20 protein-coding genes and 1 riboswitch are annotated in these 22,539 nt (G+C 52.8%); of the genes, 15 read left to right on the forward strand and 5 right to left on the reverse strand.

What is annotated here, in order from left to right; genetic code table 11:
• Window positions 1-199 precede the first annotated feature (199 nt).
• Window positions 200-282: riboswitch (cyclic di-GMP riboswitch) on the forward strand.
• Between the two features lie 188 nt (window positions 283-470).
• From NR121_RS16280 to NR121_RS16300, 5 genes are all read left to right on the forward strand, one after another.
• Window positions 471-833: a response regulator gene (locus tag NR121_RS16280; RefSeq protein ID WP_074727549.1), complete on the forward strand. Its 363-nt coding sequence runs from the start codon at window positions 471-473 to the stop codon at window positions 831-833.
• Window positions 834-1,055: 222 nt separating this feature from the next.
• The gene (locus NR121_RS16285; RefSeq protein WP_137670289.1) at window positions 1,056-1,748 is read left to right on the forward strand and encodes a metal-dependent hydrolase; all 693 of its coding nucleotides are present in this window, start codon (window positions 1,056-1,058) and stop codon (window positions 1,746-1,748) included.
• Between the two features lie 17 nt (window positions 1,749-1,765).
• Window positions 1,766-2,215: a GNAT family N-acetyltransferase gene (locus tag NR121_RS16290; RefSeq protein ID WP_054817937.1), complete on the forward strand. Its 450-nt coding sequence runs from the start codon at window positions 1,766-1,768 to the stop codon at window positions 2,213-2,215.
• A 172-nt stretch (window positions 2,216-2,387) separates the two neighbouring features.
• Complete coding sequence (locus tag NR121_RS16295) at window positions 2,388-4,148, forward strand: ABC transporter ATP-binding protein (RefSeq protein WP_054817938.1); 1,761 nt, start codon at window positions 2,388-2,390, stop codon at window positions 4,146-4,148.
• Window positions 4,145-5,902 (forward strand): ABC transporter ATP-binding protein, encoded by a 1,758-nt coding sequence (locus NR121_RS16300; RefSeq protein WP_256831480.1) that lies wholly within the window; start codon window positions 4,145-4,147, stop codon window positions 5,900-5,902. The genes NR121_RS16295 and NR121_RS16300 overlap by 4 nt, the downstream gene beginning before the upstream one ends.
• Before the next feature lie 218 nt (window positions 5,903-6,120).
• On the opposite strand, the gene NR121_RS16305 is transcribed toward NR121_RS16300, so the two are convergent.
• Window positions 6,121-7,635, reverse strand: coding sequence for an LTA synthase family protein (locus tag NR121_RS16305; RefSeq protein WP_137670292.1), 1,515 nt, complete (start codon window positions 7,633-7,635; stop codon window positions 6,121-6,123).
• A 214-nt stretch (window positions 7,636-7,849) separates the two neighbouring features.
• Between NR121_RS16305 and NR121_RS16310 the strand changes: the two genes are divergently transcribed.
• The 5 genes from NR121_RS16310 (at window position 7,850) to ndk (ending at window position 14,154) form a co-directional block, all read left to right on the forward strand.
• Complete coding sequence (locus NR121_RS16310; protein WP_256831499.1) at window positions 7,850-8,497, forward strand: DUF2087 domain-containing protein; 648 nt, start codon at window positions 7,850-7,852, stop codon at window positions 8,495-8,497.
• A 125-nt stretch (window positions 8,498-8,622) separates the two neighbouring features.
• Window positions 8,623-9,390 (forward strand): FHA domain-containing protein, encoded by a 768-nt coding sequence (locus tag NR121_RS16315; RefSeq protein WP_235594314.1) that lies wholly within the window; start codon window positions 8,623-8,625, stop codon window positions 9,388-9,390.
• Between the two features lie 34 nt (window positions 9,391-9,424).
• The gene (murA, locus tag NR121_RS16320) at window positions 9,425-10,720 is read left to right on the forward strand and encodes a UDP-N-acetylglucosamine 1-carboxyvinyltransferase (protein WP_062409015.1); all 1,296 of its coding nucleotides are present in this window, start codon (window positions 9,425-9,427) and stop codon (window positions 10,718-10,720) included.
• Between the two features lie 217 nt (window positions 10,721-10,937).
• Window positions 10,938-13,631, forward strand: coding sequence for a pyruvate, phosphate dikinase (gene ppdK / locus NR121_RS16325; protein ID WP_062409014.1), 2,694 nt, complete (start codon window positions 10,938-10,940; stop codon window positions 13,629-13,631).
• A 79-nt stretch (window positions 13,632-13,710) separates the two neighbouring features.
• Entirely contained in the window at window positions 13,711-14,154 is a 444-nt protein-coding gene (gene ndk / locus NR121_RS16330; protein WP_062409013.1) for a nucleoside-diphosphate kinase, read from the forward strand.
• A 252-nt stretch (window positions 14,155-14,406) separates the two neighbouring features.
• On the opposite strand, the gene NR121_RS16335 is transcribed toward ndk, so the two are convergent.
• The 3 genes from NR121_RS16335 to NR121_RS16345 all read right to left on the reverse strand — a co-directional run bounded on the left by NR121_RS16335 (window position 14,407) and on the right by NR121_RS16345 (window position 15,984).
• Window positions 14,407-14,508: a sporulation protein YjcZ gene (locus tag NR121_RS16335; RefSeq protein WP_137670296.1), complete on the reverse strand. Its 102-nt coding sequence runs from the start codon at window positions 14,506-14,508 to the stop codon at window positions 14,407-14,409.
• 59 nt (window positions 14,509-14,567) lie between these two features.
• Window positions 14,568-14,675 carry a sporulation protein YjcZ gene (locus NR121_RS16340; RefSeq protein ID WP_082660782.1) on the reverse strand — a complete coding sequence of 36 codons (108 nt, stop codon included), beginning with the start codon at window positions 14,673-14,675 and terminating at the stop codon, window positions 14,568-14,570.
• Window positions 14,676-14,868: 193 nt separating this feature from the next.
• Complete coding sequence (locus NR121_RS16345; protein WP_062409012.1) at window positions 14,869-15,984, reverse strand: aminopeptidase; 1,116 nt, start codon at window positions 15,982-15,984, stop codon at window positions 14,869-14,871.
• Window positions 15,985-16,322: 338 nt separating this feature from the next.
• On the opposite strand from NR121_RS16345, the gene NR121_RS16350 reads away from it, so the two are divergent.
• Window positions 16,323-17,387 carry an AbrB family transcriptional regulator gene (locus NR121_RS16350; protein ID WP_054818819.1) on the forward strand — a complete coding sequence of 355 codons (1,065 nt, stop codon included), beginning with the start codon at window positions 16,323-16,325 and terminating at the stop codon, window positions 17,385-17,387.
• Window positions 17,388-17,489: 102 nt separating this feature from the next.
• Here the strand turns inward: NR121_RS16350 and NR121_RS16355 are convergent, their stop codons facing one another.
• The gene (locus NR121_RS16355; RefSeq protein ID WP_054818820.1) at window positions 17,490-18,425 is read right to left on the reverse strand and encodes an MraY family glycosyltransferase; all 936 of its coding nucleotides are present in this window, start codon (window positions 18,423-18,425) and stop codon (window positions 17,490-17,492) included.
• A gap of 264 nt (window positions 18,426-18,689) precedes the next feature.
• On the opposite strand from NR121_RS16355, the gene NR121_RS16360 reads away from it, so the two are divergent.
• The 4 genes from NR121_RS16360 to NR121_RS16375 all read left to right on the forward strand — a co-directional run bounded on the left by NR121_RS16360 (window position 18,690) and on the right by NR121_RS16375 (window position 22,502).
• A complete protein-coding gene (locus tag NR121_RS16360) occupies window positions 18,690-20,192 on the forward strand; it encodes a tagaturonate epimerase family protein (RefSeq protein ID WP_256831484.1) in 1,503 nt (500 codons plus the stop codon).
• Window positions 20,193-20,350: 158 nt separating this feature from the next.
• On the forward strand, window positions 20,351-21,145 hold the full coding sequence (locus NR121_RS16365; RefSeq protein ID WP_256831486.1) for a C39 family peptidase: 795 nt from the start codon (window positions 20,351-20,353) through the stop codon (window positions 21,143-21,145).
• Between the two features lie 92 nt (window positions 21,146-21,237).
• Window positions 21,238-22,056 carry a YihY/virulence factor BrkB family protein gene (locus NR121_RS16370; protein WP_062409009.1) on the forward strand — a complete coding sequence of 273 codons (819 nt, stop codon included), beginning with the start codon at window positions 21,238-21,240 and terminating at the stop codon, window positions 22,054-22,056.
• 182 nt (window positions 22,057-22,238) lie between these two features.
• On the forward strand, window positions 22,239-22,502 hold the full coding sequence (locus NR121_RS16375) for a hypothetical protein (protein ID WP_139170788.1): 264 nt from the start codon (window positions 22,239-22,241) through the stop codon (window positions 22,500-22,502).
• Window positions 22,503-22,539: the final 37 nt, after the last annotated feature.

The following is a 22,539-nucleotide window of genomic DNA, read 5'->3' on the forward strand; positions in this document are numbered from 1 at the left end:
GCAGCGGACATCCGGGATTCTCATATTAAACATGGCGCTCTACAGCTTACTGATAAAAATTGACAAAATTGTGGCAATGCCTGGAGCGAACAGGTATAATTATAGATAAGAAAAGAAGAGCCGTTTAACCTTATTCAGGCCGAGAGTTCGCTCTTGTATTTTCACCATAGGATGCTATAATACATTTGATTATCGGTTCACTCGACTAAGGCAACCCTGGTAAAAGTCAAGGACGCAATGCTAAAGGGACTAATGTGCAAACTACGTCAGCCAGTTGCCGAAGGACCGGAGGAAATCGTCTGATACGGGCCTCCTTTACGGCAAACGGGAGGTCTTTTTTTAGTGACCCGGCATCTCATCTCAAGTTTTTTCGAGTGTTACAAATCAGCTTGACTGATCACTTGCCATTATAGGACCGTGCTGCCACTTATCCTTGCGTACATACATCATACAAGTGGGGGTAATCCGGCGTGAAAAAAATTATTATCGTAGACGATTCTTTATTTATGCGTATGATTCTCAAAAATTCCCTGATCGAATTTGGGTATGAAATCGTGGCGGAGGCAAGCAACGGGCTGGAGGCCCTGACGCTTTATTCCGAGCTTAAACCGGATCTGGTTACGCTGGACATAACCATGCCGGAGATGGACGGCCTTACGGCGCTGAAGGAAATCAAGACGATGGACCCGGATGCCAAAGTCATCATGGTGTCGGCGATGGGGCAGCAGGCGCTTTTGATTCGTGCGGTTTCTATGGGGGCCATCGATTTTATCGTCAAGCCCTTCAGCAAAGACCGTGTAAGGGAGGCATTATTGAAGGCTTTTGCCGGATGAACCGGCCGGTTTTTCAAATAGGCGTTGGGTATGGGATGGAAAGTTTACGGTCCGCCTTTGAAATCGTGAAAGATGAGGGGTGGGGCTAGCGCACCCATGAACCGTCCGATGATCTTGCGGACGTTTTTCTTTTTTGAGTTTATGGCGGGTTCTTTGTTACAATGTACATACGATGCTTGTCCTAAAGTAACCCGATTCCCATACCAAGGAGGAGTAACCATTATGGAAATTCGCTATCATGGGCATTCTTGCGTGCAGCTCAGTCACGAAGGACACTCTCTGATCATTGATCCGTTTATTTCCGGCAATCCTTTGGCAGCTACCAAGCCGGAGGATATCAAAGTGGAGCACATCCTGCTTACCCACGCACATCCGGACCATATTCTGGATACCATGCCGATCGCAAAAAACAATGATGCCACCGTCGTTGCCACCTTCGAGCTGGCAACGTATATGAGCTGGCAGGGAGCGAAGACGTTTGCTATGAACATTGGCGGCCGTACCTCTCTGGGCTATGCGGAGATCGAGATGATCCAGGCTTTTCACAGCTCCGGCATCGTGCTCGAAGAAGAGAAGAAGATCATCTATGGAGGCATGCCGGGCGGCTTTATCATCCGGTGGAACGGTTTGACGCTTCTTCACAGCGGGGATACCTCACTGTTCTCCGACATGAAGCTCATTGGCGAGCGCAACCAAATTGATGTGGCGTTTCTGCCGATCGGCGACGTGTTTACGATGGGACCTCAGGATGCGGCTCTTGCTGCAGAATGGCTGAAGGCCAAGACCGTCGTGCCGCTGCATTTCAATACGTTCCCGCCGATCAGACAGAATGCGCAAGCGTTCGCCGACAGCCTCACGTCAAAAGGGATTACCGGCAAAGCTTTGCGTCCGGGTGAAGTTTGGACGCTTTCATAGACCCGGGAGGTTTCGGCTTGAATCTGAACATTATACCCGTACATACGGAGGAGCAGCTGAATGACTGCTTTTCCGTTCGCATGAACGTTTTTGTACAAGAGCAGCAGGTTCCGCCTGACCTTGAAATGGATGAGTTCGACGTCTCATGGTCGGCGTGCCGGCATTTTCTCGCGGCGGACGGCGAGAAGCCGGTCGGGACTGCACGCTGGCGGATGTATGACTCCCGGACGGCGAAGCTCCAGCGGATCGCGGTGCTTGCTCCTTATCGCGGTCGGGGGATCGGCCGCCTGCTCATCCAGGCGATGGAGGAGGATATCCGGTCGCAAGGTGTGCCTGCGGTCATCCTGGATGCACAGACACAGGCGGAGCCATTTTACCGCAAGCTGGGCTATGAAACGATCTCTCCCGAACCTTTTCTTGACGCGGGCATATGGCACGTGCGCATGCGCAAGCAGTTGACCGGTTAAGGCTGAGAAGTCCCAAAAGTGGATATCATTATTTACTATATCGTGTACTCTGTATTCTGTAAGCTTCCGCTCCATTGACGCGGCGGCTTTTTATTTTTTCCTTACGATCTGTCGTGGATTAGGCTCGTCGGCAGGCTGCAATGTTTTTACGCAAAGGGGGCTGCGGGAGAGTATGAAAAAGGTGATTCCTAAAATTCCGGCCAGAGAATATGCCGGCTTGCTGCGCCAGTATCTGAAACCGCAGATGAAAAGCATGGCCGTTCTTGCGGTGCTGCTGTTAAGCGGCATCGTGATGCAGCTCGTCAATCCGCAAATCATCCGCTACTTTATCGATACGGCGCAATGGCAGGAGAGCAGCAGGCCGCTGGTCTTTGCCGCCGTGTTATTTATTGGCGTTACCTTGGTGCAGCAAGCCGTGGCGGTTGGGGCGTCCTATGTGGGGGCCAACGTTGGTTGGATTGCAACGAACCAATTGCGCGAGGCCGTGGCGGCGCACTGTTTGAAGCTGGATATGTCGTTTCACAAGTCGCAAACCTCCGGAGCCATCATTGAGCGGGTAGATGGGGATATCAACAATTTGTCCAATTTTTTCTCCAATTTCGTGATCATGCTGGTAAGCAATGTCGTGCTGGTTGCAGGCATGCTGGTGCTGCTGTTCCGGGAAGGCTGGCTGATCGGCACGGGGATGCTTTTTTTTGTGGTTTTTGCCATTGCCGCTATCCAGTATATCCGTAAATTTGCAGTGCCCCACTGGGGGAAGCTCAGGCAGATGAGCGCCTCATTTTACGGTTTCCTTAGTGAGCATCTGGAAGGTACGGAGGACACGCGCGCCAGCGGAGCGACAGGGTATGTGATGCATCGTTTTCATCTTCTGCTGCGCGAATGGCTGCCGATCCGTATACGGGCGTATCTCGGCTGGGCTTCTATGTGGATTACGACGCTGCTCGTGTTTACGATCGGAAACGCGGTAGCGTTGGGCATCAGCTATTATTTGTGGCGCCAGGGCTCGATTACGATCGGAACGGTGTATATGATTTTTTACTATACCGAGCTGATGGCCAAACCGATTGAGCAGATTCGGACGCAAATGGAGGACCTGCAAAAAGCCGATGCCAGCATTGTACGCATACGCGAACTGCTGCAGACGCAATCACTGATTCAAGACGGCAGGGGCGCCGCTCTGCCGGAAGGGCCGCTATCCGTTGAATTCGACCGTGTCGGATTCGGATACGATGCGGAGACCGCAACGCTGGAGGATGTGAGCTTCCGCCTCGAGCAGGGTCAGGTGTTAGGGCTTCTGGGCAGAACAGGCAGCGGCAAAACCACGCTGGCCCGGCTGCTGCTGCGCTTTTACGATCCGGGGCAAGGACGGATTGCGATCGGGGGGATTGATATTCGGGAGACCAAGCTTCATGAGCTGCGGGACCGTGTCGGGATGGTGACGCAAAATATCGAGATTTTTCAAGGGACGGTACGCGATAATTTGACGTTCTATGATGAATCGGTGAACGACGGGAGAATCGAACAGGTGCTCCGGGAGCTGGGCTTGGCATCGTGGCTTCGCTCGCTGCCTCACGGCCTGGATACCATGCTGGAGTCCGGGGGAGGAGGCTTGTCGGCCGGAGAGGCTCAACTGCTGTCGTTCGCCAGGGTGTTTTTACGCGATCCGGGTCTTGTTATTCTTGACGAAGCTTCGTCAAGGCTGGATCCGGCAACCGAACAGCGGATCGAACAAGCGATGAACCGTCTGCTTCTCGGCCGCACCTGCATTATCATTGCGCATCGGCTAACGACGGTTCAAAGAGCTGACCGGATTCTGATACTGGATAATGGGCGTGTTGCAGAGCAAGGGGAACGGGTAAGGCTGGCTGCTGACCCTCATTCCCGTTACAGCCGAATGCTGCAGTTGGGAATGGAGGAGATGCTGGCATGACGACGCTCTCCTTCTTGTGGAAGCTTACCCGGTACCGCAAAGGCTTGTTTTTATGGAATGCCTTGGCGTGGTCGTTGATTTATTTGGCGCCGATCGTACCGGGTCTGATTATGAAGCAGTTTTTTGATATGCTGACTGGACATGTGCTGTACAGCTTCGGGATTGGGGCGCTGATCGCATTCCTTCTTTTATCCGCGCTGGCCAGGGTCGGGTTTATTCTTTTCGGCTTCATGACCGACGTTCACTTCCGTTTTCGGCTCGGCGGTCTGTTGCGCCGAAACTTGCTGAAGCATGTGCTCAAAGAGCCTGGAGCGCGAGCTATTCCGGGATCGTCGGGAGAAGCGATCAGCACGTTTCGGGATGACGTCGAGCAAGTGGAGGAAACCGTCAGCTGGTCGGCGGATGCGCTGGGGATGATGTTATTTGCCGCCGTTTCCTGTTTTATTCTCATCCGGATCGATGCACAAATGACATTGTGGGTATTTCTGCCGCTGATTATCGTCGTAACGGTGGCGCAGCTGTCTACGGCCATGCTGCAGAAGTATCGCGCCGCCAGCCGGGAAGCGACCAGCCGGGTTACCGGGGCGATCAGCGAGATGTTCAGCACGGTGCAATCCGTTCAGGTTGCGGGTGCGGAAGATCGTGTGATCGGACGCTTTAAACGGCTCAATGCCCAGCGGCGGGAAGCCATGCTGAAAGACCAGCTGTTTACCGCCTCCCTGGATTCGGTCTTCTCCAACGCCGTGAATTTGGGTACGGGGCTGATTCTTTTGCTGGCTGCGGAAAAAATGCGGGGCGGCGGCTTTACCGTCGGTGATTTTGCTTTATTCGTCTATTACCTGACTTTCGTGACGCAATTCATCCAGAATTTCGGTAAATTCATGACGTATTTTAAAGTCAGCGAGGTAGCCAAAGACAGGCTGCTGGCGCTGCTGCAGGGAGCCGACCCGCAGCGGTTGACGGAGCATCATCCGCTGTATCTCCGCGGAGAGCTGCCGGAGCCGGAGGAGCCGGTTCGGACCAAGAAAGACCGTCTCGATGTGCTGGAAGTTCACGGTCTGACGTACAGGTATCCGGAGACAGGGCGGGGGATTGAAGGCATCGGCCTCCGTCTGGAGCGCGGGTCCTTTACTGTCATTACCGGTCGCGTGGGCTCGGGCAAAACGACGCTGGTCCGGACGCTGTTAGGGCTGCTGCCCAAGCAGGCGGGAGAAATTCTCTGGAACGGCGAGCCTGTGACGGAACCAAGTGAATTCTTCGTTCCTCCGCGCAGCGCCTATACGCCGCAAATTCCCCGTCTGTACAGTGACACGCTGGAGAACAACATTTTGCTCGGCATACGTCCGGAAGGGGAGCGGCTTCGCCGGGCGATCCGGTCCGCGGTGCTGGAGGAGGATCTGGAGAGATTGCCCCAGGGACTTTCTACCGTTATCGGTCCGCGCGGCGTGAAGCTGTCCGGCGGCCAGGCGCAGCGAACGGCGGCGGCCCGCATGTTTGTGCGCGATGCGGAGCTTCTCGTCTTCGACGATTTGTCCAGCGCGCTGGACGTCGATACGGAATGGAAGCTGTGGGAGCGCTTGGAGGAGCAGCGCCAGGGGGCGGCGTGCCTGGTGATCTCTCACCGCAAGGCCGCTCTCATGCGTGCGGACCGGATCATCGTGCTGAAGCAGGGCAGGGTAGACGCCGCCGGCCGCCTGGAAGAGTTGCTGGAGACCAATGAGGAGCTTCAGAATCTGTGGCACCGGGAGGAATAAGCTGCTGATGGGCGCCCGGCGTCGGCAGCCGATGGATGCTCAGGAGAGGATCGGCAGCCTGTTTATTTCTGCTTCCGTTCGGGTATAAGCCTTTGAAGCAAACCTCATTTCCCGGGCAAGCGCAGGGATCGACAAGCTTCAACAAACCCCATCCTCGTCCGCACCGGAACGAGGATGGGGTTTTTATACTGCTGCTGCATGAATCATTTGGTTTTCTGTTAATCCACCGTGACATAAACCGGTTTGGACTCATTCAGGATATTGTTTTTCGAGTCTATGACCTTAACCTGTATCTCCAGCAGACCCGGTTTTTTAACCAGCTCTTTCGTGAGCTTGACACTGAGCGACGATTCGCTGAGCCAATAGGTCTGCAGCTTCTCCCCATTTACAAAAACGGTGCTGCCGATGCCGAATCTTCCGCCCCGGACGGTCATCCGCGTCTTATCCCCAAGCTTTATTTTCCCCGGTGTTACCTCCTCAATTGCCGGTTCCCCGTATCCAAGCACGAATCCGCTGCGCTCCCCTCCCGCCTGCTTCTCCGCTTCCAGAATGGCATGCTGCCGCGCCTCGTACTCCTTTACCAGTCCGGTATCGATATTCATCGCTTCATAATGGCTGGGCGGAGGGAGAATCGGCATACGCCGGGACAGCTCGCCTAAATAATCGGTATAGCTACTGCCCGGCCTTTTGGCTAATTGAAGCACATAAGGACCGAGGAATGAAGGGCTCATATGCAAGGAATCCTTCTGCTCCTCCGGCAAATAATTGTTCCAGATGAGAACGGGGACATGGTACATTTTCTCCAGAAAGTCCGGATCGTCCTCGCCGCTGATATACCCGGCTTCCTTATAGACAAAATATTTCTCCAAAGACGGCAAATGGTCTCCGAAGAACACGAGAATCGTCGGTTCTTTGACCTGTCCAAAGTGACTGACCAGCTCCTGAAGCATTTTATCCGCGGCCGTCAAGCCTTGAGCGTAGGTCTCCGCAATACCGATCGCTTCCGGCGATACCCCGTTTCCTTTAATATCGATCGTATTCTTTTTGAATTTTCCGGGATAGTATTGGTAATGGTTTTCCATCGTACTGGCAAAGATGAAATCGGGGCCCGGACTTTCGGCGGTTTCCTCAATAATGCGCCTTGTTACCGCATAATCGCCGATATATGGTCCGACATACTCATTGGGGTTAAAATATTCCAGGCTGATCAATTGGGAAAAACCAAGCTGCTTATACACTTCGATGCTGTTGAAGAACCATCCGTAAAAAGGACTGATGGCCGTAGCCGTATAGCCTTGTTCCGACAGGATGCTGGCCAGTGAAGCGGTCGGATGCTTAATAACGGATTCGTATGGGATGGAGTTCTCCGGAAAAAAGCGCATGGAATGCCCGGTTAATACCTCAAGCTCCACATTTGCCGTCCCGCCGCCGAACATGGGTGACAGCATGGTGCCGTGGGTGAACCGCTTCTGCAGCGCGCGAAAAAAAGGAATCGGATCCCGGCTGAACGTCAGATTCGTCATCCGGGTTGCATCCCAGAAGGTTTCGCTCAGAACAAAAATAATATTCGGGGGCTTGAGCAGATCCTCCTCCGTCCATTCCAATTGCGGCGGCTCCACACTTACAGGCGCAACGGAAGAGGAAGGGTCTGGACGAGTGAACTCCGAAGATGGAATCGGCAAAATGAGCAGCAACCCCATCAAAGCTGTGAACAGGCGGATGGACAGGCGCATAATAAACACTCCCGAACGGCTGCGTTTTCGTTGAATGCTAGAAATAGGTTTATTATATCATGCGCTGCCGGATACAGATAGCGACACGAAACGCAGATTAGATTTCACAAAATGAGAATGGCCAAACGAAATTGATGTTTGTTTGACTATAAATAAACTAAATATCAGATCAACAGCGATGAGGACGATGCGGAACTGCTGCGCTATTTTCCTGATGGGCTCGAAGGCCCGCTGCGGAGCTGGCCGAAAAAAGAGAGCCCGGCGCGTGGACATAGCAAGGTTGCTGCAGCGCAGGTTTCAACCGGGCAAACGGTATACCGAGCCGGAGGTGAACCGCATTCTGGAGCAGGCCCACCCGGATTATGCGTCACTGCGGCGGTATATGGTGGATTATGGATTCATGGAGCGGTTGGATGACGGCAGCTCCTATTGGGTTGAACCGGTCAAAGACGATGAATCGCAAGAAAAGGGGAAGAAAAGCATGAACAGGGAAAAACGCAAAGAACTGGTTGCAGCCTATATGGAGACAGAGCGCCCGATGGGAGTGTACTGTATCACGAACCGCAGGAATGGAAAGATGTGGATCGAAAGCAGTCCGGACCTGGACGCGATCGCAAAGCGCCATCAATTCGAGCTGAACATGGGCATGTTCCGAAGCAAAGCCATGCAGCATGACTACAATGAAGTCGGGAAAGCGGAATTTCAATTCGAGGTGCTCGAACGGTTGAAGCAGCGCAAGGACGGTTATCAAGATGTTCGCCATGAGCTTGCCGTTTTGGAAGCCAAATGGATGGAACAGCTGCAGCCCTACGGAGAGCGGGGGTACCACGACGCGCCGAATCCGGCCAAAAATCGGGACTAATGGGGCCGATGTGTTTTGACGATAAAGAACTTAATGGGTTGTTTTGCGCAGCCGATCTTGAATTGTTACTGAAAAATAACTGACTCGTCACCGAACAGATATTTTCATTCGTTTCGGAATACGTTATGATGGTATGGAATTCATACTCGCTTGTCCACAAGAGACAAAGGGCCGCAAAACAGCATACGGAGGGAAAGAAACTGGAAACTTTCGCCTGTCTTTATGTGATTCGCGGGGAACCTTATCGATCCGGAACGTGCCTCAATCTGTCGGCTGCCGATACGGTGCTGGGCAGAGCGTCCAAAACGTATTCGCCGGATTTTGCGTTCACGAACGCCTTTATTTCGCGCAAGCACCTGTTGATTCGGCAGGAAGGCGGCAAGGCCGTACTATATGATTTGGGCAGCCGGCACGGCACTGAAATTAATGGAGTCAAGGTGGAGCCGCATCAGCCTTATCCGCTGCAATCGACGGACATCATCAAGCTTGCTAGAGGAATGACGGTACTTCATTTTTCATATATATTCGCCGATCAGACGTTGGAATTCGAGCCGCTCAGCTTAACCCAGCATGGGGACGAACCGGATGGCGAACCGGTGATCCATTGGGAAAAAAGGGAATGTGTGGTGGACGGCAAACGGCTGTCGATGTCTGAGAAAGAGTATTTGTTCCTGAAGCTTCTTTATGAGGAGGCTAATCGGCTGGTGCCGATAGAGCAGATCAAGCGAAGCGTGTGGCCTGAACGTCTGTCGGGAACGGACGGTGTACCCGATGTCAGCATGGATGAACTGAATGCGCTCGTGTACCGGATTCGCAAAAAGTACGGCAAAGACACGTTTCTGATTAGTGCTGTACGCGGCAGCGGTTACGTATTGGAGTGGGATTCGAAATAGCGTGCGTGCACATGTGGAAAGTAGGGTTACGTGAATGAGATTTATTCAAGTTGAACCTGCAGGGCCGCTTCAAGGCTCCATATCGATACCCGGCTCCAAGAACAGCTCTCTTGCCCTGCTTGCCGCCGCCTGTTTAGCGGATGGTCAAGTAATACTGGAGGGAATTCCTGATATTTACGACGTTAAAGTAATCGCCCGTATCGGGGATGATATCGGGCTGAGGCTGCAGCGCATGCCGGACGGCAGCATGGTTATCGATCCCCGCTATATTCACAGCGCGATCATTGACCCGGGCAAAGCGTCTTCGTTCCGTGCCTCGTATTATTTTGCCGGTGCGCTGCTCGCTAAGTTCGGGAGGGTCACCGTTGGTTTTCCCGGAGGGGACGATTTCTCCTCCAGGCCGATTGACCAGCATATCAAAGCATTTCAGGCGCTGGGCGCCAAGGTTATATTTCATGAGGATTATTATGTGGTGGAAGCAGGAAGGCTCCAAGGCGCCGACATTTACTTTGATACGGTAACATCCGGTGCGACAATCAACAGCATGCTGGCAGCCGTTCGGGCCCACGGCAGAACGAACTTGTACCATGCGGCCGTCGATCCGGAGGTTGTCGATACGGCCGCATTCCTGAACGGGCTCGGGGCCAAAATTTACGGTGCCGGAACGGACCGGATACGGATTGAAGGGGTTCCGTATTTAAACGGAGGATACCATACCGTGATTCCGGATCGGCTTGTGGCCGGCGCTTTTTTGATGGCGGCGGGCATAACAAGAGGGCGCGTTACGGTGACCGATGTCATTCCCGAGCATCTGGGTTCCTGCATCTCCAAGCTCATTGAAGCGGGATTGACGGTGGAATGCACCGAATCGGGCATTACGGCGTACGGAACCGATGCCATTAAGGCAACGCGTATCCGGACTTCCATGTATCCGGGCTTTGCGACGGACCTGCAGCAGCCGATGACCGCGCTGCTGACACAGGCCAGGGGCAAAAGCATCATCACGGAAAAAGTATATCCCAACAGGTTTAACCATGTACCGCAGCTGCGGAGGATGGGGGCGGAGATTGAGGTGCGTGGAGAAAGTGCTTTTATCCGCGGAGGCCGTCCGCTTGCCGGCAATTGGGTGCATGCTACGGACGTACGGGCGGGAACGTCCCTGATTTTGGCCGGACTAACCGCCGAGGGCTGTACGCGCATTACCGGGGTGGAGCATGTGGAGCGCGGCTACGAAGATGTCATCGGCAGCTTCAGATCGTTGGGTGCCCGAATATCGCTGCGGGATACTCAACACGCGGAGACGGCGGAGGAAGCGGCGGGACGGAATTGATCTATGGAACAGGATAGGAACAGGATAAACAAAGAAGGCATCACGCTCGATGGGGAGCGTCGATGCCTTCTTTGTTTAATGAAATGTTGAAGCTTTTTTCACATTAAATACGTATTAATTTTTTAATATTACATACTATTTACAAAATTTAAGACGTATGTTATGTTTTATTTAATAATCATATTCCCGATTATTCCACCATAGGAGGGTATTTATTATGCGAAGTGTAGTTCCGTTCGAAGCGGGTCATGCCGGTATGAAGCAATGGCTCGGCGGCAAAGGAGCCAATCTGGCGGAAATGACCAAGGTCGGATTGCCGGTGCCCCCCGGATTTACAATTACTACCGAAGTGTGCCGAGCGTATTATGCCGCAGGCGGACAGCTTCCCAAGGGGCTTATGGACGAGGTAGCGCAAGCGTTGAAACAGTTAGAGTCGGCGAAAGGCCAGCGATTCGGCGACCCGCAGAATCCGCTGCTGGTATCCGTACGGTCCGGTTCGGTCACCTCGATGCCCGGCATGATGGATACGATCCTAAACCTGGGCATGAATGACGAAACCGTCCGGGGGCTTGCGGCTTTAACCGGTAACCCGCGTTTCGCTTATGATTGCTACCGGCGGTTGATTCAAATGTTCGGCAACGTCGTATTTGATCTGGAGTCCTATCATTTTGAAGGCCTGCTTCATCGTCTGAAGCAGCAAACCGGCGCTGAATATGACAGCCAGGTGAGTGCTGAGGGCTGGATGCGGTTAATTGAAGAATACAAAGCGGTCGTACTCAAAGAAACGGGACGCCCGTTCCCGCAGAAGGTGGAGGAACAGCTGGAGCTGGCGGTGGAAGCTGTTTTCCGTTCGTGGAACAATGCTCGTGCGAAGGTGTACCGCAAGGTGCACCATATCCCGGATGAGCAGGGCACGGCTGTAAATATTCAGTCGATGGTTTTCGGCAATATGGGAAGCGATTGCGGTACGGGCGTAGTGTTCACCCGCAATCCGTCCACCGGGGAGAAGTCGCTGTACGGCGAATACTTGATGAACGCGCAGGGGGAAGATGTTGTCGCCGGTGTTCGGACTCCGGTACCGATAGCCGAACTGAAGAATGACATGCCGGAAGTGTTTGACCAACTGCTGAGTACCGCGGAAGCGCTGGAGCTGCACTACAAGGATATGCAGGACATTGAATTTACCGTCGAGCGAGGAAAGCTGTATCTGCTGCAAACGCGGGATGGTAAACGGACTGCGCAGGCAGCTGTCAAGATTGCGGTGGATCTCGTGCACGAAAGGATTCTGGAGCGGGGGGAAGCGATTGAGCGGATCGAGCCGTTTCATCTGGATCAGCTGCTGCACAGGGCGATTGATACCGACAAACCGCTTGATGTGCTTGCTGTCGGATTACCGGCTTCCCCGGGTGCGGCAACGGGCGCTGCTGTCTTCGATGCCGATACGGCGGAGTCTTGGGCGCGGGAAGGCCGTAAAGTGATCCTGATCCGTACGGAAACTACGCCGGAAGATATTCACGGTGTGCTGGCCGCCGAAGGCGTGCTGACAAGCCGAGGCGGTATGACGAGCCATGCAGCCGTTGTCGCGCGCGGAATGGGCAAGCCATGCGTCTGCGGCTGCGAGTCGATTCGTATCGAGGATCGTATCTTTAGCGTTGAGGTCGACGGTAAACTGAGGATTGTCCGGGAAGGCGACGACATCTCGATTGACGGTGCGTCGGGACGCGTCATTCTGGGGGGCGTCAGCCTGAGGGAGCCGGTAATCACTGCGGAGCTGCAGCAGCTGCTTGGTTGGGCGGACTCCATCCGGAAGCTGCAGATCTACACGAATGCGGATACGCCGGACGATGCGGCCAAAGCACGAAGCTTCGGTGCCGAAGGCATTGGCCTGTGCCGGACGGAGCATATGTTTATGTCCGCCGAGCGGGTTCCCGTCGTACAGGAGATGATTCTGGCTGAAACGGAAGAGGAACGGAGTAAGGCGTTGGCGCAGCTGCTGCCTATGCAGCAGGAGGATTTTGCGGGCATTTTTAAAGCGATGAGCGGTCTTCCTGTGACGATCCGGCTGCTGGATCCGCCGCTTCATGAGTTTTTGCCAAACCTGGAGCAGTTGATCGTCCAGCAGGAGAGATTGCGCTACCAGCCGGATGCGGATCCGGCAGAGCTAGAACAGCTCGACAAGCTGCTGCGCAAGGTGAGAGCGCTTCACGAGATGAACCCGATGCTGGGAACCCGGGGCTGCCGCCTAGGGCTGGTGCTGCCTGAGATTTACGAGATGCAGGTGGAGGCTGTTTTCCGCGCTGCGCTCAGCTGCCTGAATGAACAGGTGGAGGCCAGGCCCGACATCATGATTCCGCTCGTAGGCCATGCCAATGAACTGAAGCGGATGCGCGAGCTGGTCGAGCGCAAAGCCGAGGAGGTACTGGGCGATGCCGCGCGCACCTTCCGTTACCGGATCGGCACGATGATCGAGGTGCCCCGTGCTGCCGTGACGGCGGCACAAATTGCGGCTCATGCGGATTTCTTCTCTTTTGGCACGAACGATTTGACTCAAATGACGTTCGGTTACAGCCGCGACGATGCGGAAGGCAAGTTTCTTACCCATTATGTGGAATCGAATCTGCTGCCGGACAATCCGTTCCAGGTGCTGGATCGGGATGGCGTGGGAAGATTGATTGAGTGGGCGGTCGAACAGGGCAAATCCGTGAAGCCGCAGCTCAAAACGAGTATCTGTGGCGAACATGGCGGCGACAAGCAATCGATCTTCTTCTGTCATGCGGTAGGACTGGACTATGTCAGCTGTTCCCCTTACCGGGTACCTCTCGCCCGTATCGCTGCAGCGCAGGCGCAGTTGGCTTTGGGTAAAGCTCAAAAAAACGAGGAGACGGGTCTTATACCGGAACGAAGCGCATAACCGGTAAACAATGGAAACTTGATGTAATAGATGATATACTTAATTGATGACAACATAATGAGATGGAGTGTATAACAGCATGGAAAAAACGTTCTTAATGATCAAGCCGGACGGAGTGCAGCGCCAATTAATCGGCAAGATCGTGCAGCGCTTTGAGGACAAAGGGTTTCAGCTCATCGGAGCGAAGCTGATTCAAATCACAAAGGAGCAGGCGGAGTACCATTACGCTGAACACAAGGAAAGACCGTTCTTCGGCGAGCTCGTGCAGTTCATTACGTCCGGTCCGGTATTTGCGATGGTATGGCAGGGTCACAATGTCATTCAATTGTCCCGTACGATGATGGGCAAGACCAATCCGTTGGATGCGGCCCCGGGAACGATCCGAGGCGATTTTGCAGTACAAACGGGAAATAATATCATTCACGGTTCCGACTCTCCGGAGAGTGCGGCACGGGAAATCGCTCATTTTTTCAAACCGGAAGAACTGCTTTCCTATGAGCGTTCGATTCAAAGCTGGATTTAAAAAAAATCGGCCCTGACTCGCTTTTATTGCGAGCAGGGCCGATTTGCGTTTCCTTATACTAACCGTTTCGGGAAGCGATCCAATGAGTGTATGTATCCCTTTCCGGGAGCGGGGCGAGGCCATGGGCAGCCGGGTTTGAATTGGAATTTATAGATTTCAAAGGTATGGCTGCCCTTCCTCTAACGATGTGTTCTGAAGTTGTGAGAAGAAAGGAGTTCTATGAACTCCTTTTCTAACGATTCCGTAGAATCATTAGATCCAGTAAGCACGAAGTACGATAACCAGAAGAATAAAGAGAACCAGAATAACACCTGTCGACGTACGCCAGCCAAAACCAAGTGCGTGGCTCACCATATTCACCTCCCGAATCAAGAATCGGGCAAAAATGTCAAAGCGCCGATGGTCCGGTTATTTTAGATGAACCATGCAGTAGAAACAATGACAAGAAGAATAAAGAGTACAAGAATAACACCAGTAGAAGTGAAGCCGCCGCCAAATCCAAATCCTTTTACGCAGCTCATCGATGACATCCTCCTTCCGCTTGATCTTCTGTATCATATGCGGGTTAAAGATTCAGGGATTGGACGCTACGAAAATAGTCAGATGCCCTTATGGGTTGAATAACCCTTGAGGGGCGGACAGGGCTTCCAGATCATTCCATGTTCCGCCGGGAAATCTTCAAGACGCATTGCGCATGCATTAAGGTTGAGCCGCTTATTTCAGATTTTCGGGATTTAAAGGGATCAGCTCCGGGATAACAAAAAGCCCGTCTTTGCGAATGAGCCGGTCATCAAAGTATATCTCTCCTCCGCCATACTCCGGTCTTTGGATCAGTACCAAATCCCAGTGGATCGAGGATCGGTTGCCATTATCGGCTTCATCATAGGCTTGGCCAGGGGTAAAGTGAATGCTTCCGGCTATTTTTTCATCAAACAGAATGTCCTTCATCGGATTTAATATGAATGGATTGATGCCGATAGCGAACTCTCCGACAAACCTCGCCCCGTCATCCGTATCGAAAATTTGATTAATCCGCTTTGTATCATTCGCTGTCGCTTCAATAATTTTGCCGTTCTCAAAACGCAGCTTTACATTCTCAAATACAAAGCCGTTGTAAGGGCTTGGGGTATTATAAGAAATCACTCCGTTAACGGAATCCCTGACCGGAGCAGTAAAGACTTCGCCGTCCGGGATGTTCATCTCTCCTGCGCACTTGATCGCGGGAATGTCTTTAATCGAGAAGGTCAGATCCGTCCCATCAGCTATTAACCGGACTTTATCCGTCTTATTCATCAAATCGACCAGCGCATCCATTGCTTTGCTCATTTTGGAGTAGTCCATCGTACATACGTCAAAGTAAAGCTTTTCGAAAGCTTCCGTGCTCATGGAGGCCAGCTGGGACATGGACGGCGTCGGGTAGCGCAGCACGACCCACTTCGTTTTTTTCACACGAATCGTGGAGTGGACGTTATGGTTGTAGAATTTGTTGTAAAGCTTCATATTCTCGTCGGGAACATCCGATAGCTCATAAATGTTGTTTCCGCCGCGCACACCGATATAGGCCTGCATCCGGGTCATTTGATACGCGTCGAAGTCCGCCCATGTTTTGATTTGTTCTTCCGTTGCGTTCATCAGCAGTTCCCTGGTCACTTGATGATCCCGCAGGTTGACAAAAGGCCGGCCTCCGGCTTTATGTATCTTTTGGACAATGGATTTAACCAGCGGATTTTCGATGCCGAAGGCTTCAACGAGAACATTCTCTCCGGGTTGAACCTTGGTCGAGTAGTTAACCAAAACATCCGCTAATCGTTCTATTCTTGGATCTAACATGATTGGATTCACCCTTCATTTGGATTTTTGACCTATCTATATTATATTCTTTTTTTCCAATAATCCTACTTTATTCTCAACTCTGTCAATTCATCGTTCAGCATCGGAGACGGACGGTCCGGGGTAACCAAGAAATGGAAGGTACGGACACGAGGTTTCTGCCATGATTCGCTGCATTGGCGGTCGCCGAATCGTAAGGGGGCAAAGGATATAGGTATCGAAGCTTGTGAGGTTCGAGGTAATCGGCCGTTGACAAAACCCGTATCCAGTTTATTCTTATATAGAGGATATTGAACGGGTTTTCTTTATGTTCCATTAAGTGAAAGAAGGTTTTCATCATGTTGAAACTGACGGAAACGCTGGCGGTCACCTTTGTGGGAGGACTGCTGTTCACGCTGCTCCACGTTCCGCTCAGCTGGATGCTGGGCCCGCTCACGGCCGTGATGCTGTGGCAAGGACTGCTGAAGAGGGAGTTGAAGTGGCCGGTCGGGTTACGGAACGCGGGATTGCTTCTGCTGGGCTACAGCATGGGGCTTTCGTTTACCGCTGAAAGCGCACGTCAAATTGCCGGTCAGCTGCCATCCATGCTGCTGGCCACGGTAATCACTGTCGGTTTTAGCCTGGCTTGTGCCTGGTTTACCGCCCGACAAACGGGCATTACGCTCCAAAGCAGCATGATCGGCAGTATTCCCGGGGGCTTGTCGCAGATGGTCGTGCTCAGCGAAGAAATTGAAGGGGCGGATCATACGGTGGTCTCCTTTATGCAGACCATCCGTCTGCTGACGGTGATCTTCGTTGTGCCGTTCCTTGCCGTGCATGGTCTGGCCGAATCGACAGCTCCCGGAGCGGGAGTTCTTCCTCCGCCTGCGGAGGTATTGGCGGCAGGTTTTCCGTTTTGGTCGGTGCCGGTCATTGTGGCTGTCATTATCGCAGCGGCGCTGGTCGCTGTGCGCTTGAGGATGCCGACACCGTGGTTTCTCGGCCCGATCATTGTCGCAGCGGCGCTGACCGCGGCAGGCATGGCACCTCCGCATCTGCCGACACCGCTGGTTCTCGCGGCGCAGTGGAGTCTCGGCATCTATCTCGGCCTCGGAATCCGGTTGAGCGCTCTGGCAGGCTGGCGGCTGCTGCTGCCTTATTCGTTCGCAGGCGGACTCGCCGTCGTCCTGCTGTCCTTGGCGCTTTCCTTTGGCTATAGTCAAGTGCTGCCGATCAGCTTCGTCACCGCCTTTCTCAGCACCTCGCCTGGCGGGATGACCGAAATGGGCGTAACGGCGGCAGCGGTAAAAGGCGATGTTTCCATCGTTGTCGCCTACCAGATGTTCCGTATCTTATTCATCCTTTTTATCGTCCCGTACTTGCTTCGTTGGGGCTTCCGCCGCCATGTAAGACAGCATGATTAATGCCGTGAAGCGGGACGAACGCCTTATGGTCAGCGGTAAATCCATCAAAAAGACCCGTGCTCCTATCCGGGATAGGGCTCGGGTCTTTTTTGGGTTATTGGCTTATACGGTCAACAGCAGCAATATGATCGAGGTTAATCCAAAGCATACGTTGATCAGGCAAAGGAACAGCACGACCTGCTTCGGATTCAACCCGCTGCGCAGCAGCCGGTAGTGCGCTTGGGTGGCGTCGGCCTGATAGATCGGCTTGCCGTTCATGAGCCGCTTGAAGACCACGAACAGGTTGTCGAAGATCGGCACGCCGAGCGCCAGTATCGGGATCAAGAGCGACAGTACGGTAGCCTGCTTGAAGGCTCCGTCCAGCGCGATAACTCCGAGAAGAAAACCAAACAGGGTGGCGCCCGCATCGCCCATAAACACTTTGGCCGGAGGCTTGTTATACCGCAAATAGGCTAGGGCCGCGCCCACGAGAATAATCGCCATGACGGCGGAATCCTGCTGGCCTTTGGTTAAGGCGACGATAAACAGCGTCACAGCGGCAATCGCCGATAATCCGCCCGCCAGACCGTCCATGCCGTCGGTAAAATTAATGACGGTTGTCACTCCAAATATCCATGTGACCGTCAGGAAGAACTGAAGCCATACCGGAAGAAGAATATCTTGACCAGTGAACGGATTGTTGAAGCCGTAGAACACGACGCCCGAGGCATATACGATGACTGCCGCCGAGAGCTGGACGATCAGCTTTGGCCAGGCGGCCAGCTCCTTGCCGTGCGTTTTGTACCAGTCGTCCACCATGCCGATGGCGAGGATGAGCGTCGAGCCGACGAAAAGCGCTAAGGAGCGTTTCCAGTCATCCTGAACGAACAGCAGATAGGTTGAGAGAATCCCGGCGAATATGGCCAAGCCCGCGGTTAAAGGAATCGGTTCTCTATGAATTTTTCGTTCGCTATTTTCTTTGGGCTTGTCCACAAAATCGATGCGGAGAGCCAATTTTCGCAGCGGAGGAATAAGCAGAAAGACCAAGAGAAAGGACATGAGAAATGCGGCAAAATAAAGAATAACAATCGCCCCCGAAATCCGTCAAAATTCGAGTCTCAATGATTACCAATTATATCTTATCAGAAGATAGAGTTACAAGTTTAGTCACCGTTTTATCAGGGATTCGTCAGCCTTCTCATCTCTGGTTGTTCACAGCAAAATATGCATAGTTACCAATAAAATAAGCAAAAAAAGATGAGATTATATACTATTTTTGCGATATGCTCTAAAAGAAGAAGGGGAATAAGGAGGAGCTCTGATATGGGTAAATTTGTACGGATCGCTGAAGCGCTGGCGGCAGGTCATGCGGTTCCGGCGAAGAGCGGCGATATCAAAGTGTATACGCAATCATTGGAAGCCTCGGATTCTACCAAGCTGGTGATGGTAAAAGACCTGGCGGATCATACGAAATATTTGCTTGCTGTGGGTAAAGGCCGGCTGTTCGACGAATTACAGGGGATCATAGAGGACGGAGCCAAGCTGTGTCCGCTCACACATGATAACCGTTTGGTCTTGAACCGTTACTTTGATTATACGAAACCGCGCGCTTTCGGCACGCAATTCTCCACCCTCGGACTGGGCGACCGGCTTGGGATCGCTTCTCCGGGTCACATCAAGGCCGTCAAAGGAAAGGATGTGCGTCCGATTTTGGCGCAGCAAAGCATCCGTGAGGTGACTCTGACGGGACGCGATTATAAGCAGGTGCTGGATGCCGCCTGTTATGCCGTGTTCCAGGAAGGGTACAAGGACGGATTCGGAGCGGACGGCGACCACTTGAAGAAAGAAGAAGACATTCGGATGGCGTTGGATCTCGGGTTTACCATGCTGACACTCGACTGCTCCGACAAGATCGATCATTCGATTGAAAACTTGTCCGCTGCCGGGCGGGAAGCCAAGTATGCCGGGCTCCGGCCGGATGTCCGCAGTCATTACGAAACGCTTTATCTTGGACAAACGTTCAGGGTTGCGGGGATTTCCATCACGTTCGACCGCGAAACGCTGATCAAGAATGTGCTGGTTTATGGGTCGGCCATCGATTTTATGGAGCATGTGTACAACACGTACATCAAAAACGCTGACAGCGAGGTTGACTTCGAAATTTCGATTGATGAGACGGCCGCCCCGACGGGGCCTGAATCTCATTTTTTCGTTACGAAGGAGCTTTACGGCAGAGGAGTGACGATTTACAGTCTGGCGCCCCGTTTTTGCGGCGAGTTCCAAAAAGGGATCGACTACATCGGCGATATCGAACAGTTCGAAAAAGAAATGCCCATCCATGCCGGCATTGCGGACGATTTCGGCTACAAGCTGAGCATTCACTCCGGCAGCGACAAATTCAGCGTGTTCCCGATGATCGGAAAATACACCGGCGGCCGTTTTCATGTCAAGACGGCGGGCACCAACTGGCTAGAAGCGGTCCGTACCGCAGCCAAAGTGAAGCCTTCCCTCTACCGCCGTATGCACCGGTATGCGCTGGAGCATTTTGAAGAAGCGGCAGCCTACTATCATGTGACGACCGATATCAGCAAAATCGTTCCGCTGGATCAAGTGTCTGACGCTGATCTGGCCGATACGTATATGAATGAAGACAATGCCCGTCAATTGATCCATATTACGTACGGTATTTTGCTGCAGGCAAAGGATGAGCGGGGCGGCACCTTGTTTAAGGACGAATTGTACCGGACGCTCAGCGAGCAGGAAGAAGCTTACGAGCAATCGCTCATCTCCCATATCGGCAAACATATCGAATGGCTGGGCAAGTAAACGACAACGCCTGCAGGAGGGCTCTGGGTTGGGTTTGCGGCTCAAACCAAAGAGCGATTGCGAACTGTTGCCACCCTCATATCAGGATCAGGGATCGGATGAATCCGGTCCTTTTTGCTTATCCTATAAAAAAATGAAGATGGAGGAAGGGTTTCCTGATGAAGCAGATTTTAGGTTTGCTCCTTTTGATATTGATCACTGCTTGTACTGCGCAGCAGCCGAAAGAGCAGGCTTCAGATCCGGGCGGTACAAACCATGCGAATCCTTCCCCCGATGGAGGAGCGCTCATTCAAAGTCAACAGAACAACCAAACTTCCGGTCCGGAAACGAAACAGCAGGGGCAGGAATCTTCTGCTGATGAAGTGATGCTGGATGTTCCGATCATTGCTCAAAACCCGGAATTGAAATTCGGCTGTGAAGTGACCAGTTTAACCATGCTGCTGCGGCATGCGGGCATCCAAGCCGACAAGATGAAGCTGGCGGCTGAATTGCCGAAAGATAACGATCCGGTAGTGAAATCAAAATCCGGGGATATTACCCATTGGGGCAATCCGGAGCATGGTTTTGTGGGAGATATAACGGGCCGGACAAAGGGATATGCCGTTTATGTAAAGCCGCTTGAAGCGCTGATGATGAAGTATTTGCCCGATCGTACTGTAAATTTAACCGGCGGCTCTTTCGACGATGTGATCGCCAAGCTTAGGGAAGGCAAACCGGTGGTTGTATGGACGACCGGCGACTATAAATTGCCCGACCGATGGGAATCGTGGAAGCATGGACAGGAAGAAATCAGGACTCCGCTTGATTTGCATGCCGTCGTCGTCGTCGGATTTAATCCCGGTCATGTCTTTGTGAACGATCCGTTAACCGGCCGGAAAGCCCAAAAAGTAAACAAACAGACGTTTATCGACACCTGGGTCACGATGGGCAAACAGGCGTTAACTTACCGATAAACTCTTGGCGGTGATATGCCGCAGTCTTTTTGCTGCCCGGTTGACAGGTGTGAACGGAACGGCTTGCGGTGTCAGACAGGAGGGCAAAGCACATGAAGGTCCGGGATTTTCTCGTGGAGTTTTGGAATCAATTGGTGCAGGATGACGTTCTGAGCCTGGCCGCCCAATGCGCCTATTATTTTCTTTTTTCCCTGTTTCCTTTTCTCATTTTTATCATGAGTCTTCTGGGATATTTGCCGATCACCGCGCATGACGTGCTGCTTTTGATCAAAGAGTATATTCCGTCGGGGGCGGCGGCGGGGATCGAAGAACAGCTAAAGGATGTGCTGGAGTTCAAGAGGGGAGGCGTGTTGTCCTTCGGTCTCATTTTCTCTCTTGTCACGGCAAGCGCGGCGATGCACGCCATTGTTCTCGCTGTCAATAAAGCCTATGGCCTTCCTCCGCGCAAAAGCTTCATTCATTCGCGCATGTTGGCCATCGCTCTGACGGCGGGCATGCTGATGGTTGTAGCCTCGGCGCTTCTGCTCAGCGTGTTTGGCCAGCTCATCGGCGAATGGATGAATACCCGCCTGCATCTGCCCTGGAGCCAGATCCAACTGTGGAATGTGCTGCGCTGGGTCATTCATTTTGTCATTTTATTTCTGGTGCTGACCGCCGTTTATTATATAGCTCCCAATACGTGTCTTACTTGCAAGGATGTGCTTCCGGGAGCCATCATGGCTGCTGTCGGCTGGCAGCTTACGTCCTGGGGCTTCTCTTATTATGTGAACCATTTCGGCCATTATAGCGCTACGTACGGGAGCTTGGGGGGAGTCATTGTACTGCTTTCCTGGTTCTATATTTCCGCGCTATTGATTGTCGCAGGCGGGGAACTGAATGCGCTGGCTTATCTGGTTAAGGAACGGACTTAAGAGATAGATGGGGGAACGGTCTGGCTCAAGGATTGTCCGGTCGGTTTCTTCATCATCGGTGAAGGCGAAAGGATCAATGGCTCAGCGAAACCCATGAGACTGTCCCGTGCAAAGAGGGACGGTCTTTTTTTAGGCTGCAGGCGGCGGTGCTGTTCTTTGTAAGAAACGACCAGGGACGTCATGTGAAAATTAGATTTGCTTCATTGGACATTTACCTGAACGTATGCAGGTCTGCCAATTTTCCGATTTGCAACGCTCTGTTTCTGGAATATACTTGTAGTGTGTCGGCGCCGGTGCTGCTTATCAAGCGAGGGATTCATTTGCCGTATGAGCCAGCAAGCCTGATGCGAATCTCTGAAAAATCGCCTATGCTTATTGCCGCTTGCGGGAAATCGGGGCCGAAACTGCCGCGATCCCGGATTGAAACGGCAGAGGGAGTAGAGTAAAGCGCTATACTTGGCTTGGCAACACCCCTATCAAATT

This window comes from Paenibacillus sp. Pae15, from assembly GCF_024519685.1.
Lineage (GTDB): Bacteria > Bacillota > Bacilli > Paenibacillales > NBRC-103111 > Paenibacillus_G > Paenibacillus_G naphthalenovorans.